This window comes from Microbacterium songi (assembly GCF_042747925.1).
Classification (GTDB): Bacteria; Actinomycetota; Actinomycetes; order Actinomycetales; family Microbacteriaceae; genus Microbacterium.
Genome location: NZ_JBHZIE010000004.1, coordinates 76,691 through 95,161, shown reverse-complemented (window position 1 = coordinate 95,161; position 18,471 = coordinate 76,691). Strand labels below are relative to the sequence as shown.

Below are 18,471 nucleotides of genomic sequence, written 5' to 3'. Positions count from 1 at the left end.
GCCGTCACTGCGCGGTGAGGCGGTAGCCCACGCCGCGGACCGTCTCGATCCACCGCGGGTTCTGCGGCGATTCTCCGAGCTTGCGGCGGATGTTGGCCATGTGCACTTCGATCGCCCGAGCGTCGCTGTCACTGAGGAACTCGGTGCCTGTGTAGCGCTCGCCGCGCAGCATCAGGGCGAGCTCGCCCTTGCTGCGGACACGGCGGCCCGCCTGGAGAAGCTCGACGAGGATATCGAATTCGCTGCGGGTCAGCTCGAGGGTGTCGTCGCCCAGCGCCGCGACCCGCATCTCGGGGTGGATCCGCAGGCCGTTGTGGCCGAGCCATCCGGCTCCGTCGTCGTGCGCGGTCTCGCGGTCGTTCGGCGTCGTAGCGGCGGCCGCCTGGGCGGGAGCGTCGATGGCCGCGGTGTGCACGCGCGGGCGTCGCAGCATCGCTTCGATGCGCGCGCGCAGCTCGCGCGGCCGGAAAGGCTTGGTCATGTAGTCGTCGGCGCCGGATTCCAGACCCTGCAGTGCGTCGATCTCCTCGGTGCGCGCCGTCAGCATCACGATGTACGTGTTGCTCGTGGCGCGGATGCGCTTGGCGGTCGCGAACCCATCGATCCCGGGCATGTTGACGTCGAGCGTGGTGACGATCGGATTCACGGTGCGCACCAGCTCGATGCCGTCGAGTCCGTTCGACGCCGTGTGCACCACGAAACCCGCCTGCTCGAGCACGTCGGCGAGCAGCGAGCGGATGTCCGCTTCGTCCTCGACGACGACCGCGACGCGCGCTTCGTCCACTGGATAACCCCCCTGGTCGCGACTCTCCGCCAGCGGAGGGTCGGTGACCTCGGTCAGGATATCCCAGAACGCAGCGGTGAACGCTTCACCGGGCATGCGGAAATTCTCCGCTGCTCATCGCCGCCTCCTCTGCCGCCGGACGACGCGTTCGCCTCGACCGGGAGGTGGGGCGCCGTGTTCGGGTCACGGCGCCCCGTCCCCGACACGGTCGGGGAGTGTGCGCGACTGTCCGGGGGTGCCCGAAATCGTCTGCCACTCCTGACGCTACGACGAGCCCCTCAGTGCGACCTCAGTGCCCGCTCATGCCGTCCCGAGGATCGCGACCTGAGCGAATGCTGAGGAAGCGCCCAGCGCCGTCGATGAGGCGGCACCGCGCCGTGGCATCCTCGATACATGCCCCTCATCGCCCTCACCGGAGGCATCGCGTCCGGCAAGTCGACCATCGCCGCGCGTCTGGCCGAACTCGGCGCCGTGATCGTCGATGCGGACGCGATCGTGCGCGACGTGCAGCAGCCGGGCTCGCCGGTGCTCGCGGCGATCGCGGCGGAGTTCGGGAACGGGATGCTGCGTCCCGACGGCTCGCTCGATCGCGCGGCGCTGGGTGCAACCGTGTTCGCCGATCCGGCGAAGGTCGCCGCTCTGAACGCCATCGTCCACCCGGCCGTCCGCATCGAGTCGCAGCGGCGATTCGACGACGCGCTCACTTCCGATCCCGCGAACATCGTCGTCTACGACGTGCCGCTGCTGGTCGAGGCGCGCGCGCATGACCCGTGGCAGCTCGTCATCGTGGCGCATGCGCCGCGCGATGTGCGGCAGCGGAGACTGATCCAGGTGCGGGGTATGTCGGAAGCCGACGCGGCGGCCCGCATCGACGCGCAGATCTCCGACGAGGAGCGCCTGGCCTTCGCCGACGTCGTGATCGACACGGCAGGTGCCCTCTCCGACACGTACGCGCAGGTCGATGCGCTCTGGCAGGAGCTTCCCGAGCGCGTCGCCGCCCGGGCTGCCGACTGATCCGCCTCGACACGCGGCCCGACATCGGGGGGATATGCCTCCGACACGGCCTGTTCACACGCCGGGCGTAGCGTCGGACGCATGACGTGAGCACCACCGGCGGAGGGATCGCACATGGCACCGCACGAACCTCGACGGCGTTCGTGGCCGGCGGTTCCCGACGACGGCGACTGGGACGACTTCGCCACCGGCGACTTCGAATCCGGCGAGGACGAATCGGTGTGAACACCCGCGAGATCAGCGCTGGGCGAACCCCGGCCGCGATGTCGGAACCCCCGCCTACGCTGGAATGATGCAGGCTACTCGTTCCGTCCGACCGTTCGAGGTCGTCAGCGACTACGTCCCCTCCGGTGACCAGCCGCAAGCCATCCGGGAGCTCGCCGGGAGGATCAACGCCGGCGAGACCGACGTCGTCCTGCTCGGAGCGACCGGTACCGGCAAATCGGCGACGACCGCCTGGCTCATCGAGCAGGTCCAGCGTCCGACGCTCGTCCTCGCGCACAACAAGACGCTCGCGGCCCAGTTGGCGAACGAGTTCCGCGAGTTGATGCCGAACAATGCCGTGGAGTACTTCGTCTCCTATTACGACTACTACCAGCCCGAGGCGTACGTCCCGCAGACCGACACCTTCATCGAGAAGGACTCGTCGGTGAATGCCGAGGTCGAGCGTCTGCGGCATTCGACGACGAACTCGCTGCTGTCGCGGCGCGACGTCGTCGTCGTCTCCACCGTGTCGTGCATCTACGGGCTGGGCGCCCCCGAGGAGTATCTGCGGGCGATGGTGGCTCTGCAGGTGGGGGAGCGGTACGACCGCGACGCGCTCATCCGCAAGTTCATCTCGATGCAGTACAACCGCAACGACGTCGACTTCTCGCGCGGCAACTTCCGCGTGCGCGGCGACACGATCGAGATCATCCCGGTGTACGAGGAGTACGCGATCCGCATCGAGCTGTTCGGCGATGAGATCGAAGCGCTGTACATGCTGCACCCGCTGACGGGCGACGTGGTGCAGAAGATGGAGGCCGTGCCGATCTTCCCGGCCTCGCACTACGTCGCCGGCACCGACACGGTTCAGCGGGCGATCGGAACGATCGAGACCGAGCTCGAGTCCCGTCTGAAGGAGCTCGAGTCGCAGAACAAGCTGCTCGAGGCGCAACGCCTGCGGATGCGCACGACGTTCGATCTCGAGATGCTGCAGCAGCTGGGCTTCTGCTCGGGCATCGAGAACTACTCCCGGCACCTCGACGGGCGTGCGGCCGGCGAAGCGCCGCACTGCCTCCTGGACTTCTTCCCCGACGACTTCCTCGTCGTGATCGACGAATCGCACGCGACGGTCCCGCAGATCGGTGCCATGTACGAGGGTGACGCCTCGCGCAAGCGCACGCTCGTCGAGCACGGGTTCCGTCTGCCGAGCGCGATGGACAATCGGCCGCTGCGGTGGGATGAGTTCAAGAACCGGGTCGGACAGACCGTCTACCTCTCGGCCACACCGGGCCGTTACGAGATGGGCATCGCCGACGGCGTGGTCGAGCAGATCATCCGCCCGACCGGGCTGATCGATCCGCAGATCATCGTCAAGCCCTCCAAAGGCCAGATCGACGATCTGCTCGAGCAGATCCGCGTCCGGGTGGGTCGGGATGAGCGCGTTCTCGTCACGACCCTGACGAAGAAGATGGCAGAAGAGCTGACGGACTTCCTCGGCGAGCACGGCGTGCGGGTGCGTTATCTGCACTCGGACGTCGACACCCTTCGGCGTGTCGAGCTGCTCACCGAACTGCGCGCAGGGGTCTACGACGTCCTGGTCGGCATCAACCTGCTGCGCGAAGGCCTCGACCTCCCGGAGGTCTCCCTCGTCGCGATCCTCGATGCGGATAAAGAAGGGTTCCTGCGCAGCGGCACCTCGCTGATCCAGACCATCGGGCGCGCGGCGCGCAACGTGTCGGGCGAGGTGCACATGTACGCCGACAACATGACGGACTCGATGCGCAAAGCGATCGAAGAGACCGACCGTCGTCGAGACAAGCAGATCGCCTACAACCTCGAGCACGGCGTCGACCCGCAACCCCTGCGTAAGAAGATCGCCGACATCACGGAAGCCCTCGCGCGTGAGGGGGCCGACACTGCGGCGATGCTCGCATCGCGCGGCGGCCGCACCGGGTCGACGGGCAAGGGCAAGTCGCCCACTCCTCGGCTGCGTCGGGAGGGTATCGCCGCCGACGGGGCCAATCAGCTGGAAGCGACCATCGGCGACCTGAGCGGTCAGATGCTGGCGGCGGCGGGAGAGCTCAAGTTCGAGTTGGCCGCACGCCTGCGTGACGAGGTGCAGGATCTGAAGAAGGAGTTGCGGGCGATGGAGCGCGCGGGTCACGCCTGAGGCCTGTGACGTCCGGCGAGGGGCGTTGCGGGCGGGGCCGTGCTCGGAGCGGAATCACACGCAGGCGCAAGCGCTCGACGCCGCGGCGGTCAGGCGTGCGGCGAGGGTTCGGTCACGGGCAGTGCATGAGTGGTTTGGGCCCGCTCCGATCGAACGAGTGGAGAGACATCGCCGAGCCGCAGAGAGGGCAGGGTCGCTCCGAGCGCTCCGGCTCCGGGACGGTGTCATAGGGTCCGACCGCGGCCGGACCGGCCACGCGGATGAGCCTGGTGTTGAACCATGCGTACCACCCGCCCGCGGCCTTCGCCCGCTCGCGAAGAGTGGGTCGATCGCCGGGCTCGGCATCCATTCGTGTCATGATCATTAGTGTACTAACTGATGTCGAGGAGGGACGCGATGGCGACGACGACGGACGACCTGCTCAGGCTCGACAACCAGGTGTGCTTCGCGATCGTCACAGCGGCGCGCAACGTGGTCTCGCTGTACCGGCCCGTGCTGGAGCCTCTCGGCCTCACCCACCCGCAGTACCTCGTGATGCTCGCACTGTGGGAGAGCTCGCCGCGCTCGCTCGGGGAGCTGGCGGACGAGCTGGCGATGGAGCCCGCCACGCTCTCTCCGCTGGTCAAGCGACTCGAGACTCAAGGCAGGCTCACCCGCACCCGCCGGATCACCGACGAGCGGGTCCTCGATATCGCTCTGACGAGCGAGGGGCGCGAGCTGCGACGAGAAGCGCTCGCCGTGCCCGGGCAGATCATGGCGAAGACGGGAATGGATGCCGCCCACCTCAGGGCGCTGCGCGACGGGCTGGCGCCCTTCTCCGGACCTGCGGCGTCGCGTCACTGATGCGGCCGCCGTTCTTTACGCTTGCGTGAACTCTCTCTCACTTTCATAGGCATCCTCCCAGCCGAAACATACGCTCGAGTGATCACGGCTCCGCGCGGATCTCGACCGGTGCGCGGCCGTGCTCCGTCCCCATCGGCACAGCAAGAGGAAGCACACATGCGCTCTCGGTCTCCCCACGACCACTCCCGTCCCTCCCGCACCCGGCGTCGTCTCGCCGTCGGTGCCGGGCTCACCGTCGCCGCCGTCGGTGCAGCGCTGCTGACGGCTCCGGCCGCGCAGGCCGCCGACCCGGTCGCCATCAACCTCGTCACCGTCAACGACTTCCACGGACGCATCGAAGCGGCCGCCCCCGCCGGTGGCATCGCCGCGCTCGCGACGGCCGTGGACCAGATCCGCGCCAAGAACCCGAACACGGTGTTCGCCGCAGCCGGCGACATGATCGGCGCGTCGACCTTCACGTCCTTCATCCAGCAGGACAAGCCGACCATCGACACGCTGAACGCCGCCGGGCTGGATGTGAGTTCGGTCGGCAACCACGAGTTCGACAAGGGCTGGGCCGACCTGCGCGATCGCGTCCAGGGCCTCGCCGATTGGGAGTACCTGGCCTCGAACGTCTTCCTGAAGGGTACCGACACGCCGGCGCTTCCGGAGTACTGGACCACGACGTTCGACGGTGTCACGGTCGGGTTCGTCGGTGCGGTCACCAATGAGCTTCCCTCCCTCGTGAGCCCGGCCGGCATCGCCGACCTCGAAGTCCGTGACGTCACAGAGAACGTCAACCGGGTCGCGGACGAGCTGAGCGACGGGAACCCCGACAACGGCGAGGCCGACGTCGTCGTGCTCCTGGTGCATGAGGGCGCCTCGCAGCCGACCGTGGAGTCGGCGACCGACCCCGCCACGCCCTTCGGCAAGATCGTGAACGGTGTGGACGACAACGTCGACGCGATCGTCTCAGGGCACACGCATCTCGCCTACAACTTCGTCATCGACGACCGACCGGTCATCTCGTCGGGTCAGTACGGCGAGAAGTTCAGCGACATGGCGATCGAAGTCGATCCCGATTCGAAGCAGATCCTGTCGATGGTGAACACGACGTATTCGATGTACAGCGGCGCCGGCACCACCGCGTCACCGTACGTCGCGAACTACGCCCCGGATGCGGCCATCGCCGGAGCAGTGGCCGAATCGGTCGCCTACGCCAAGGTCGAAGGCTCGAAGAAAGTCGGTGACATCACGGCCGACTTCAACAGAGCGCTGCAGCCCGTGCCCGTGACCGCGCAGACCCCGACGGGCATCGGAGAAGCGCGCGGAGCGGAATCGACGCTCGGCAACTTCGTCGCCGACGTGCAGCTGTGGGCCACGCAGCGACAGGTTCCGGGCACCCAGATCGCTTTCATGAACCCGGGCGGACTCCGTCAGGACATCAAGTACGCGGGTACCTCCGACACCGATCCCGCCGGGAATGTGACGTTCGCCGAGGCCGCCGCCGTGCAGCCCTTCGCGAACACCCTCGTGACGATGTCGCTCACCGGTGACCAGATCCGCCAGGTGCTCGAGCAGCAGTGGCAGCCGGCCGGTGCGTCGCGCCCGTTCCTCAAGCTCGGCGTGTCGAAGGACCTGACCTACACGGTCGATTACACCGCGGCAGCGGGCTCCCGCGTGCAGAACCTCGCGCTCGCAGGTGCCGCGCTCGACCCGTCGGCCGCCTACACCGTCGTCGTCAACTCATTCCTCGCCGCGGGCGGAGACAACTTCACCGTGCTGGCGCAGGGGACGAGCAAGGCGGACACCGGTCAGATCGATCTGCAGGGGATGGTCGACTGGTTCGCCGCGAACAAGACCGCCACGCCCGATCTCGCTCAGCGTTCGATCGGTGTGACGCTCTCCGCGCCGGGTGCAAGCGGCTACACGACGGGATCGACGATCGATCTGACCCTGTCGTCGCTCGACTTCACGACGACCGAGACCCCCGCGGCCACGGTCGATGTGGCGATCGGCGGCATCGCCGTGGGTTCGGCCGCCATCGACCGCAGCCTGGTGGCCGTGACCGACGAGGCCGGTCGGGCGACGCTGTCCGTCACCGTTCCGGCTGGAGTGAGTGGCACGGTGCCGCTCACGATCACGACGGCCACGGGGACATCGTTCGAGGTCCCGATCCAGGTCGTCGAGCCGGTGAAGTCGACCACGTTCGGCTGGCCCAGCAAGATCATCGCCAAGAAGGGCTCGGCCGTCGCCTACACGGCGATCGTCCTCGCCGGCGGCGTCGTGCCCACGGGTACCGTGAACATCCTCGACGGCTCGAAGGTCATCGCCACAGCGACGCTGACCGAGACCGACAACGGCCGGGTCACGGTCACCCTTCCATCGCTCGCCCGCGGCCTGCACAAACTGTCGGCGCAGTTCGTCGGCAGCGACACCGTGAAGACGTCGACGAGCTTCTGGCTGCCGCTGATCGTCTGGTGACGCACAACCGCTGAACAACGGATGCCGCGGGGCTCAGCCCCGCGGCATCCGTGTTCCCGGCCGTCTCCCCGACACGCCCGGAAGGCGGCGACGTCCGCCACCAGCGAAGCCCGTGCCCGGTGTCGGAGGCCCCGCCTAGACTTGACCGGTGCCCATCGTTCCTGTCGCCGCGCCCGGAAAACTCAGTGTTCGTGGTGCCCGCGTGCACAATCTCAAGAACATCGATCTCGACATCCCGCGCGATTCCCTCGTCGTCTTCACAGGTCTGTCGGGGTCCGGTAAGTCGAGCCTCGCGTTCGACACGATCTTCGCCGAAGGGCAGCGGCGGTACGTCGAGTCCTTGAGCGCGTACGCCCGCCAATTCCTCGGTCAGGTCGATCGCCCCGATGTGGATTTCATCGAAGGGCTGAGCCCTGCGGTCAGCATCGACCAGAAGTCGACCAACCGCAATCCGCGTTCTACGGTGGGCACGATCACCGAGATCCACGACTACATGCGTCTCCTGTGGGCACGCATCGGCGTGCCGCACTGCCCGGTCTGCGGCGAGGTCATCCAGCGCCAGACGGTGCAGCAGATCGCCGACCAGCTCATCGAACTGCCCGAGAAGACCCGGTACCAGATCGTCGCGCCGGTGGTGACGCAGAAGAAGGGCGAGTTCGTCGACCTCTTCCGCGAGCTCGGCGCGAAGGGGTATGCCCGAGCAGTGGTCGACGGCGAGCTCATCCAGCTGGCGGAGCCTCCGACGCTCAAGAAGAGCTACAAGCACGACATCGCCGTCGTGGTGGACCGGCTCGTCGCGAGTCCTGACATCCTGAGCCGCATCACGGACTCCGTCGAGACCGCGCTCGGCCTGGCTGACGGCATCATGCAGATCAACTTCGTCGACGAAGAGGGCGATGCCGCGTGGCAGAACTTCTCCGAGAAGCTCGCCTGCCCGAACGGGCACCCGCTGCAGCTGACCGAGATCGAGCCACGGACCTTCTCCTTCAATGCGCCGTTCGGCGCGTGCCCGACGTGCTCGGGACTCGGAACCCGGATGTCGGTCGACGTCGATCTGATGCTCGCCGATGACGAGCTCTCGATCCGCGACGGCGTGCTCATCCCGTGGACCACACAGGGAAAGGGCCTGTTCCAGTACTACGAGCGCTTGCTCGAGGGACTCGCGCGCGACCTGAACTTCTCGCTGGACACGCCCTGGCGCGATCTGCGTGTCGACGTGCAGGAGGCGGTGCTGCGCGGCGAGGACTACAAGGTCACGGTCAAATGGAAGAACCGCTACGGCCGCGAGATGCGCTACGCCTCCGGGTTCGAGGGCGTGGTGCCGTACATCGAGCGCCAGTACGCGCAAGCGGAGTCCGACAATCAGCGGCAGCGCTGGTCGGAGTATCTGCGTGAGGTGCCGTGCGCGGTCTGCAACGGCGACCGACTCAAGCCGGAGGTGCTGGCCGTTCAGGTGCACGGGCATTCGATCGCGGATGCCTCGCGCCTGAGCCTCTCGGACGCGCAGGCCTTCTTCGCCGACCTGGAGTTGACTCCCCGCGAGGCGAAGATCGCCGCGCAGGTGCTTCGCGAGATCCGGCTGCGATTGGACTTCCTCATCCAGGTCGGTCTCAACTACCTCAACCTCTCTCGCTCCGCCGGCTCGCTCTCGGGCGGCGAGGCGCAGCGGATCCGCCTGGCGACGCAGATCGGCTCCGGGCTCACCGGGGTGCTCTACGTCTTGGACGAACCGTCCATCGGATTGCACCAGCGCGACAACCGCAGACTGATCGAGACGCTGCTGACCCTGCGCGACCTCGGCAACACGCTCATCGTCGTCGAGCACGACGAAGAGACGATCCACGCATCGGATTGGGTCGTCGACATCGGACCTCGCGCGGGAGTGAACGGCGGCAACGTCGTGCACTCCGGGCCGCTCGCATCGCTCCTCACCGAGCGCGAGTCGATCACGGCCGATTACCTCACGGGTCGACGCGAGATCCCGACGCCGAAGAAGCGACGCCGCATCGACAAGACCCGCAAGATCTCGGTCGTCGGTGCCCGCGAGAACAACCTCCGGAACGTCTCGGTCGATTTCCCCCTGGGCGTGCTCACGGCCGTCACCGGCGTCAGCGGCTCGGGCAAGTCCTCTCTGGTGAACGACATCCTGTACGAAGTGCTGGCGGGCCGGCTCAACGGCGCCCGTCGCGTGCCCGGCAAGCACACCCGCGTCACCGGCACCGACGAACTCGACAAGGTCGTGCACGTCGATCAAGGGCCGATCGGTCGCACGCCGCGGTCGAACCCCGCCACCTACACGGGGGTGTTCGACCGCATCCGCACCCTCTTCAGCGAAACGCCCGAGGCCAAGGTGCGCGGCTATCAGCCCGGGCGCTTCAGCTTCAACGTGAAGGGCGGTCGCTGCGAAGCGTGCTCGGGCGACGGCACGATCAAGATCGAGATGAACTTCCTGCCCGACGTGTACGTCGACTGCGAGGTCTGCCACGGCAAGCGCTACAACCGGGACACGCTCGCCGTGCACTACAAGGGCAAGAACATCGCCGAGGTCCTCGAGATGCCGATCGAGGAGGCTGCGGCGTTCTTCGAGCCGATCCAGGCGATCCACCGCTACCTCAAGACCCTCGTCGATGTCGGGCTCGGGTACGTCCGGCTCGGGCAGTCCGCGACGACGCTGTCCGGTGGTGAGGCGCAGCGGGTGAAGCTGGCCACCGAACTGCAGCGTCGCAGCAACGGGCGGAGCATCTACGTGCTCGACGAGCCGACGACCGGCCTCCACTTCGAGGACGTCGCGCGCCTGCTGGAAGTGCTCAACGGTCTGGTCGACAAGGGCAACACGGTGATCGTCATCGAGCACAACCTCGACGTGATCAAATCCGCGGACTGGCTCATCGACCTCGGACCCGAGGGCGGCGCCGGCGGGGGAGAGATCCTGGCGGTCGGCACACCCGAGCACCTTGCGCGCGTCGAGGGCAGCTACACCGGTGCGTTCCTGGCCGAAGTGCTGGGCGATGCTCGGGTGGCCCGCAAGGCGGGCTGACCGTGGCACCGTCTCAGCGGGTGTCGCAGCTCTCCTACCGCCCGAAGCCCGGTGAGATCCCGACCAACCCGGGCGTGTACCGCTTCCGTGACGCCGACGGCCGCGTGCTCTACGTGGGCAAGGCGAAGAACCTGCGGGCGCGGCTGTCGAACTACTTCGCTCCGCTGCGGTCGCTGCACGAGCGCACCCGTCGCATGGTCACGACCGCGGCGTCGGTGGAGTGGACCGTCGTTCCCAGCGACGTCGATTCGCTCCAGCTCGAGTACATGTGGATCAAGGAGTTCGATCCGCCGTTCAACGTGCGCTACCGCGACGACAAGTCCTATCCGTTCATGGGCATCACCCTCGGCGACGAGGCGCCGCGGGTGATCGTCACCCGCAATCGACGCATCCCCGGGGCGAAGTACTTCGGGCCCTACCCGAAGGTCTGGGCGGTCCACGACACGATCGACCTGCTCATCAAGGTGTTCCCGATCCGCACGTGCAGCGACGCGTCGTACAAGAAGGCGATGCAGACCGGACGGCCCTGCTTTCCCGGGCAGATCGGTCGCTGCGGCGGCCCGTGCTCGATGAAGGTCACGATCGAGGAGCACCGCGCGATCGTCGACGACTTCGTGGCATTCATGTCGGGCGGCGATCAACGGTTCACCAAGGCCCTGACGGCACGCATGCGCGAAGCATCCGCCGCCATGGACTATGAAGCCGCAGCGCTGTACCGAGACAGGCTGCAGGCGATCGACGCCGTCCTCAAGCGCAGCGCGCTGGTGCTCTCGGAAGACACGGATGCCGACCTCTTCGGTATCGCCGAAGACGAGCTGGCGGCCACGGTGCAGCACTTCGTGATCCGCGGGGGCAGGGTGCGCGGTGTGCGCGCGACCACCATCGAGAAGGAGCTCGACATCTCGGGTGCCGACCTCGTCGACCAGGTGCTGCAGCGCACGTACGGCGATGCGCGCCCCGAGGACATTCCGCGGCAGGTGCTGGTGCCGTCCCTGCCCGAAGACGCGGCCGACCTCGAGCAGTGGCTGCGCGACCGTCGCGAGCGACCGGTGACGATCCAGATCGCTCAACGGGGTCGCAAGGCCGAGCTGATGAAGACCGCGACGCTCAACGCCCAGCAGGCCCTCATGCTGCACAAGACACGGCGGACGAGTGATTACGTGGCCCGGTCGCAGGCACTCACGGATCTGCAGCAGGCGCTGGGCCTGGAGGAGGCGCCGCTGCGCATCGAGTGCTACGACGTGTCGCACCTGGGCGGGACGAACGTCGTGGCCTCGATGGTCGTGTTCGAGGACGGGCTGCCGCGCAAGGATCAGTACCGCTCGTTCACCATTCCTGAGACCACCGACGACACCGACTCCATTCACCAGGTGCTCACACGTCGCCTGGCCTACGTGGACCGCCCGGATGAGCAGGACGACCCGCTCTCCGGTGTGCCCGCTCCCTCGTCCTCCGGGTCGGGGGAGTCGGACCCCACGGACGCGGGCGACGGGGAGGAAGCTCCGGTGGTGACGTCCCGCAAGCGCCCGCGTTTCGCCTACCGCCCGCAGCTGCTGGTCGTGGACGGCGGCAAGCCCCAAGTGGAGGCCGCCGCTCGTGCCCTCGCGGATGCCGGCCACTCCGAGATCGCCCTCTGCGGCATCGCCAAGCGTCTGGAGGAGGTGTGGCTGCCGGGCGAGGACTTCCCGGTGATCCTGCCGCGCACGAGCGAGGCGCTCTACCTCCTGCAGCGTCTGCGCGACGAAGCGCATCGCTTCGCCATCACCCACCAGCGCAAACGCCGGCGACGGGACATCTCCAGCGTGCTGGAGGAGGTGCCGGGCCTGGGCGCGGCCCGTATCAAGGCACTGCTGCGCCACTTCGGCTCGGTGACCGCGCTCAAAGAGGCCACGCCGGACGAGATCGCCCAGCTGCCCGGCATCGGTCCGAAGCTGGCCGAATCGATTCATGCGCATCTCACGACTGGGTAGGCTGGGACGAGACAACCGGGGGTGGTCATGACGGACGCGGCGCGGCAGGAGCCGGGCGAGGTGCTGATCGTGACCGGCATGTCGGGAGCGGGCAGGTCGACGGCCGCGAACGCGCTCGAGGACCTCGGGTGGTACGTGGTCGACAACCTCCCGCCGCAGATGCTCAAGCCGCTGCTGGAGCTGACGGAACTCGCCGGGGGCGCCCTGCCCCGTGTCGCCGTGGTCGTGGACGTGCGCGGCCGCGAGCTGTTCGCCGACCTCCCGGCGATCACGCACGCCCTGCGCGACAACCGTCAGCTCCGCGTCATGTTCCTGGATGCCTCCGACGAAGTGCTCGTGCGTCGTTTCGAGGCGGTGAGGCGTCCCCATCCCCTCCAGGGGGAGGGCACGATCCTCGACGGCATCCGTCGGGAGCGGGCACGGCTCGCGGCCGTGCGCGAGAGCGCCGACGTCATCCTCGACACGTCGAGCTTCAACATCCATCAGCTGTCGACGCAGGTGATCGGTCTCTTTTCCGCGGAGGGTTCCGCGCGGCACACCCTCACGCTCATGAGCTTCGGCTTCAAGTACGGGCTCCCGCCCGACGCGGATCTCGTGGCCGACATGCGGTTCCTCCCGAACCCCTTCTGGAGCGAAGAGCTGCGGGCCCTGAACGGGCAGGACGAGCCGGTGCGCGATTTCGTGCTCGCGCAGGAAGGCGCGCAGGAATTCGTCGACGCCTATGTGGCGGCGCTCACGCCTGTCCTGGCCGGTTACCAGCGCGAGAACAAGCGGCACTCGGTCGTCGCCGTGGGCTGCACCGGGGGCAAGCACCGATCCGTCGTCGTCGCCCTCGAACTGGCGTCGCGGCTGGCCGCGCTGCCCGGCGTCGCGGTTCGCGTCACACACCGGGACCTCGGCCGCGAGTAGGCTGGACCCTCGTTCCCCGCCCCGCTTCGTTCCCGATGCGGTGCGCCGACACGAAGAGATTTCGAGGATTACCGTGCCGCTGACCGCCGATGTGAAAGCCGAGCTGATCTCCGTACGCGACCCGCGGCCCAGTGCCCGCGTCGCCGAGCTGACCTGCTTGCTGCGCTTCTCCGGCGGTCTGCACTCGATCGCGAACCGCGTCGCCGTGGAGGCTGAGCTCGACTCCGATCTTCTCGCCCGGCGGGTCGCCCGCGATCTCATGGAGATCTACGGCGTCCGCCCCGAGCTCGTGCACGTGCAGGGCTCAGGTGGCCGCACCGGAAGTCACTACGCCGTCCGCGTGATCGAGGGCGGCGAGACGCTGGCCCGCCAGACGGGCCTGCTCGATCAGCGCCGCCGTCCCGTGCGCGGCCTGCCGAACAAGCTCACGACCGGGTCGCGCGGAGACCTCGCGGCGCTCTGGCGCGGCGCATTCCTGGCGTCGGGTTCGCTCAGCGAGCCGGGTCGATCGGCAGCGCTCGAGATCGCCTGCCCGTCGGGGGAAGCGGCCATGGCGCTCGTCGGCGCGGCGCACCGACTGGGCATTCCCGCCAAGGCTCGAGAGGTGCGCGGGATGCCGCGGGTCGTCGTGCGCGACGGTGAGGCCATTCGGGCCACCCTGGCCGAGATGGGCGCGAAGCGCACAGCCGCCGAGTGGGATCAGCTGCGTCAGCGCCGCGAAGTGCGCGCGGGCGTCAACCGCCTCGTGAACTTCGACGATGCGAACCTGCGACGTTCGGCCCAGGCGGCCGTCGCGGCGTGCGCCCGCGTGGAGCGCGCGCTGGAGATCCTCGGCGACGACGTCCCCGACCATCTGAAGGAGGCCGGGGACCTGCGTCTGGCGCACCGCGATGCCAGCCTCGACGAGCTCGGCCACCACGCCGACCCCCCGCTGACGAAGGACGCCGTCGCCGGGCGCATCCGTCGCCTCCTCGCGATGGCGGACAAGAAGGCCGAACAGGACGGCATCCCCGACACCGAGTCGGCCGTTCCCGTTGGCGCGGAAGACTGACCGCATCTCTCTCAGGGACTCTCGCCGAAGCTCGCGATATACCCGTCTGCCGGTGGGAAGCAACCCACTGCGTCGCGCGTTGCCGCTCATTAGGATGAAGACGTCACCCTCGCTGCGTCGGGGTTCTCCACGCAGCGCCGACTGGAAGAAGAGAACATGGCGAAGTACACACTGCCCGACCTCCCGTACGACTACGCAGCGCTCGAGCCGCACATCAGCGGCAAGATCATGCAGCTGCACCACGACAAGCACCACCAGGCGTACGTCACCGCCGCCAACACGGCCCTCGAGCAGATGGCCGAGGCCCGCGACAAGGGCGAACTGGGCAACATCAACAAGCTCGAGAAGGACCTCGCCTTCAACCTCGGCGGGCACGTCAACCACTCCATCTTCTGGACGAACCTCTCACCGGACGGCGGCGGCCGGCCCGAAGGCGAGCTGTCGGCGGCGATCGACGAGTTCTTCGGGTCGTTCGACAAGTTCCAGGCTCACTTCACCGCGGCGGCGACCGGCATCCAGGGCTCCGGGTGGGCTGTTCTGAGCTGGGACACGATCGGCGAGCAGCTCATCATCCAGCAGCTCTTCGACCAGCAGAGCAACACCGCGCAGGGCACGATCCCGGTGTTCCAGCTCGACATGTGGGAGCACGCCTTCTACCTCGATTACCTCAATGTGAAGGCCGACTACGTCAAGGCCGTCTGGAACATTGCGAACTGGCAAAATGTGGCGCAACGCCTCGATGCCGCCCGTGAGAAGACTGCAGGTCTCCTGGTACTGTCATAAACGGTGCGGGTGTCCCGGTGGGGCCTCCTGCCGGGACACCGCTGTCCGAGGTCTGAATCGCTATAACTGCGCGCGAGCGCTCGACACATCAGGAGAATTTCCGTGGCTGTCAAGATCGGAATCAACGGCTTCGGCCGCATCGGACGCAACTACCTGCGAGCCGCGCTCGCGCAGGGTGCAGATCTCGAGATCGTGGCGGTGAACGACCTCACCGACAACAAGACCCTCGCGCACCTGCTCAAGTACGACTCCGTCGGCGGCCCGCTGTCTGAAGAGGTCTCCTACGACGAGGACTCGATCACCGTCGGCGGTCACAAGATCAAGGTGTTCGCGGAGCGCGACCCCGCGAACCTGCCCTGGGGCGAGCTCGGAGCCGACATCGTCATCGAGTCGACGGGTCGCTTCACGAAGGCGGAAGACGCCAGGAAGCACATCGCGGGCGGTGCCAAGAAGGTCCTCATCTCGGCCCCCGCGACCGGTGACGACGCCACGATCGTCATGGGCGTGAACGAAGAGACCTACAACCCCGAGACCGACGTCATCATCTCGAACGCGTCGTGCACGACGAACTGCCTCGCGCCGCTCGCGAAGGTGTTCAACGACGAGTTCGGCATCGAGCGCGGATTCATGATGACCGCCCACGCGTACACGGCCGACCAGAACCTCCAGGACGGTCCGCACAGCGATCTGCGGCGCGCCCGTGCCGCTGCCATCAATATCGTCCCGGCCTCGACCGGCGCGGCGAAGGCCATCGGCCTGGTCATCCCCGAACTGCAGGGCAAGCTCAGCGGGTCGTCCTACCGCGTGCCCGTGCCCACCGGCTCGATCGTCGACCTCACGATCGTCACCCCCACCGAGGGACTGACGGTCGAGAAGATCAACGCGGCGTACAAGACGGCCGCTGCCGAGGGACGTCTCGCCGGATACCTCGAGTACACCGCCGACCCGATCGTGTCCAGCGACATCCAGCTCAACCCGCACTCGTCCGTCTTCGACTCGGAGCTGACCAATGTCAGCGGCAACCTCGTGAAGGTGTCGGCGTGGTACGACAACGAGTGGGGCTACTCGAACCGACTCGTCGACCTGACCGAGTACGTGGCCGAGCGCCTCTAGGCGATCACCATGGCTCTGCGCACCCTCGATTCGCTGGGGTCGCTCGCAGGCAAGCGCGTCGTCGTCCGTTGCGACCTCAACGTCCCCTTGCGGGACGGGGTCATCACGGACGACGGGCGCGTGCGTGCGTCGCTTCCCACTCTGAACGCCCTCATCAACCAGGGCGCCCGCCTCGTCGTCTGCTCGCACCTGGGTCGCCCCGACGGCGAACCCAATCCGGAATACAGCCTCGAGCCGGTCGCTCAGCGGCTGTCCGAGCTGCTCGGCGCCCCGGTGGCGTTCGCCCGCGACACCGTGGGGGAGTCCGCCCAGGAGGCCGTTGCCGCTCTCGAGGACGGCGGCGTGGCGGTCATCGAGAACCTGAGGTTCAATCCCGGTGAAACGTCGAAGGACGCGGGGGAGCGCACGGAGTTCGCCGAGCAGCTCGCGACGCTGGGCGACGCTCTCGTCTCGGACGGCTTCGGTGTCGTGCACCGCAAGCAGGCGAGCGTCTACGAATTGGCCGAGATCCTCCCGTCGGCTGCGGGCCTGCTGATCGCGACCGAGCTCGACGTCCTCGACCGCCTCACCGAGAAACCCGAGCGCCCGTACACGGTCGTCCTCGGCGGATCGAAGGTCAGCGACAAGCTCGGGGTCATCTCGCACCTGCTTCCGCGCGTCGACCGTCTCCTGGTCGGCGGCGGCATGTTGTTCACGTTTCTCGCCGCCGCCGGCCACAAGGTCGGCGCGAGCCTCCTCGAGGTCGACCAGCTCGACATCGTCAGGGGCTACATCGACGAGGCCCGGGAGCGCGGCGTGGAGCTGGTGCTGCCGACCGACGTCGTCGTCGCAGCGAGCTTCAGCGCCGACGCCGACCATGTCGTGACGGCGGCCGACGCCATCGAGGAGACGCCGTTCGGAGCATCCGGACTCGGTCTGGACATCGGCCCCGACACGGCCGCTGCGTTCGCCGAGGCGATCCGGGGCAGCAGGACGGTGTTCTGGAACGGCCCGATGGGCGTCTTCGAGCTCGCGCCGTTCGCGGCGGGAACGAAGGCGGTCGCGCAGGCGCTCACCGAGGTCGACGGCCTCAGCGTGGTGGGTGGCGGTGACTCCGCCGCGGCCGTGCGCCAGCTGGGATTCACCGATGACCAGTTCGGCCACATCTCCACGGGCGGGGGCGCCAGCCTCGAGTTCCTCGAAGGCAAGAAGCTCCCCGGACTGGAGGTCCTCGGATGGTCGTGACAGATCCCACGGGCGCGCCGCGTGCGCGCACCCCGTTCATCGCAGGCAACTGGAAGATGAACCTCGACCACCTGCAGGCGGTCGCCACGGTGCAGAAGCTGCACTGGACGTTGAAGGACGCGAAGCACGAGGACGGATCGGTCGAGGTGGGCATCTTCCCGCCGTTCACCGATCTGCGCACCGTGCAGACGCTGCTGGACGCCGACAAGATCCCGTTCTCGCTCGGTGCGCAGGACCTGTCGACGAAGGACTCCGGTGCCTACACGGGGGAGATCTCCGGACAGTTCCTGGCGAAGCTCGACTGCGGCTACGTCATCATCGGCCACTCGGAGCGCCGCGAATACCACGCCGAATCCGACGAGGTCGTGGCGGCGAAGGTCCAGGCGGCTCTGCGGCACGCACTGGTGCCGGTGATCTGCGTCGGCGAGACGGCGGAGGACCTCGACAGATTCGGGGCGAGCGCCGTGCCGGTCGGACAGCTGGAGGTGGCGCTGGAAGGCGTTCCGGCCGACGCCGACATCGTGGTGGCGTACGAACCGGTGTGGGCGATCGGCTCCGGCCAGGCGGCCACCCCCGAGCAGGCGCAGGATGTCTGCGCCAAGCTGCGCAGCGTGATCGGCGAGAAGCTCGGAGCGGATGCCGCGGCCCGCACCCGCGTGCTCTACGGCGGTTCGGTCAAGTCGGGGAACATCGCGAGCTACATGCGCGAACCCGACGTCGACGGCGCCCTCGTGGGCGGCGCGAGCCTGGTCGTCGACGAGTTCGCCGCGATCATCCGGTTCCAGAAGCACGTCGGCGTCTGAACGCCGAGACAGGTCCGGTCACCGCGGTGCGGGACCGGACCTGTCTCGTCGGTGGGCTCTACACGGCGTCGGGGCCCGACCCGTATACTTGACCCCTGTGCGA

13 protein-coding genes are annotated in these 18,471 nt (G+C 67.8%); 12 read left to right on the top strand and 1 reads right to left on the bottom strand.

Features of this window, described 5'->3' with window-relative positions; all coding sequences use genetic code 11:
• Positions 1 to 4: 4 nt before the first annotated feature.
• Positions 5 to 880, bottom strand: a complete 876-nt coding sequence (locus ACFM35_RS06885) for a response regulator transcription factor (protein ID WP_378840074.1) — start codon at positions 878 to 880, stop codon at positions 5 to 7.
• 297 nt (positions 881 to 1,177) lie between these two features.
• Between ACFM35_RS06885 and coaE the strand changes: the two genes are divergently transcribed.
• The 12 genes from coaE to tpiA all read left to right on the top strand — a co-directional run bounded on the left by coaE (position 1,178) and on the right by tpiA (position 18,368).
• A complete protein-coding gene (gene coaE, locus ACFM35_RS06880; protein WP_378840072.1) occupies positions 1,178 to 1,798 on the top strand; it encodes a dephospho-CoA kinase in 621 nt (206 codons plus the stop codon).
• A gap of 292 nt (positions 1,799 to 2,090) precedes the next feature.
• On the top strand, positions 2,091 to 4,172 hold the full coding sequence (gene uvrB / locus ACFM35_RS06875; protein ID WP_378840069.1) for an excinuclease ABC subunit UvrB: 2,082 nt from the start codon (positions 2,091 to 2,093) through the stop codon (positions 4,170 to 4,172).
• Between the two features lie 396 nt (positions 4,173 to 4,568).
• Positions 4,569 to 5,015, top strand: a complete 447-nt coding sequence (locus ACFM35_RS06870) for a MarR family winged helix-turn-helix transcriptional regulator (RefSeq protein WP_378840067.1) — start codon at positions 4,569 to 4,571, stop codon at positions 5,013 to 5,015.
• Between the two features lie 156 nt (positions 5,016 to 5,171).
• On the top strand, positions 5,172 to 7,478 hold the full coding sequence (locus ACFM35_RS06865; RefSeq protein ID WP_378840065.1) for a 5'-nucleotidase C-terminal domain-containing protein: 2,307 nt from the start codon (positions 5,172 to 5,174) through the stop codon (positions 7,476 to 7,478).
• 148 nt (positions 7,479 to 7,626) lie between these two features.
• The gene (gene uvrA / locus ACFM35_RS06860) at positions 7,627 to 10,515 is read left to right on the top strand and encodes an excinuclease ABC subunit UvrA (protein ID WP_378840062.1); all 2,889 of its coding nucleotides are present in this window, start codon (positions 7,627 to 7,629) and stop codon (positions 10,513 to 10,515) included.
• Positions 10,516 to 10,517: 2 nt separating this feature from the next.
• Positions 10,518 to 12,485, top strand: coding sequence for an excinuclease ABC subunit UvrC (uvrC, locus tag ACFM35_RS06855; RefSeq protein ID WP_378840060.1), 1,968 nt, complete (start codon positions 10,518 to 10,520; stop codon positions 12,483 to 12,485).
• 27 nt (positions 12,486 to 12,512) lie between these two features.
• Positions 12,513 to 13,394: an RNase adapter RapZ gene (gene rapZ / locus ACFM35_RS06850; protein WP_378840058.1), complete on the top strand. Its 882-nt coding sequence runs from the start codon at positions 12,513 to 12,515 to the stop codon at positions 13,392 to 13,394.
• 73 nt (positions 13,395 to 13,467) lie between these two features.
• Complete coding sequence (gene whiA, locus ACFM35_RS06845) at positions 13,468 to 14,445, top strand: DNA-binding protein WhiA (protein ID WP_378840055.1); 978 nt, start codon at positions 13,468 to 13,470, stop codon at positions 14,443 to 14,445.
• A 156-nt stretch (positions 14,446 to 14,601) separates the two neighbouring features.
• Complete coding sequence (locus ACFM35_RS06840) at positions 14,602 to 15,228, top strand: superoxide dismutase (protein ID WP_378840052.1); 627 nt, start codon at positions 14,602 to 14,604, stop codon at positions 15,226 to 15,228.
• A 102-nt stretch (positions 15,229 to 15,330) separates the two neighbouring features.
• Positions 15,331 to 16,341 (top strand): type I glyceraldehyde-3-phosphate dehydrogenase, encoded by a 1,011-nt coding sequence (gene gap / locus ACFM35_RS06835; RefSeq protein WP_378840049.1) that lies wholly within the window; start codon positions 15,331 to 15,333, stop codon positions 16,339 to 16,341.
• A 9-nt stretch (positions 16,342 to 16,350) separates the two neighbouring features.
• Positions 16,351 to 17,565 carry a phosphoglycerate kinase gene (locus ACFM35_RS06830; protein WP_378840047.1) on the top strand — a complete coding sequence of 405 codons (1,215 nt, stop codon included), beginning with the start codon at positions 16,351 to 16,353 and terminating at the stop codon, positions 17,563 to 17,565.
• Positions 17,562 to 18,368, top strand: a complete 807-nt coding sequence (gene tpiA, locus ACFM35_RS06825; protein WP_378840044.1) for a triose-phosphate isomerase — start codon at positions 17,562 to 17,564, stop codon at positions 18,366 to 18,368. Before ACFM35_RS06830 ends, tpiA begins: the two co-directional genes overlap by 4 nt.
• The last annotated feature ends 103 nt before the right edge of the window (positions 18,369 to 18,471 follow it).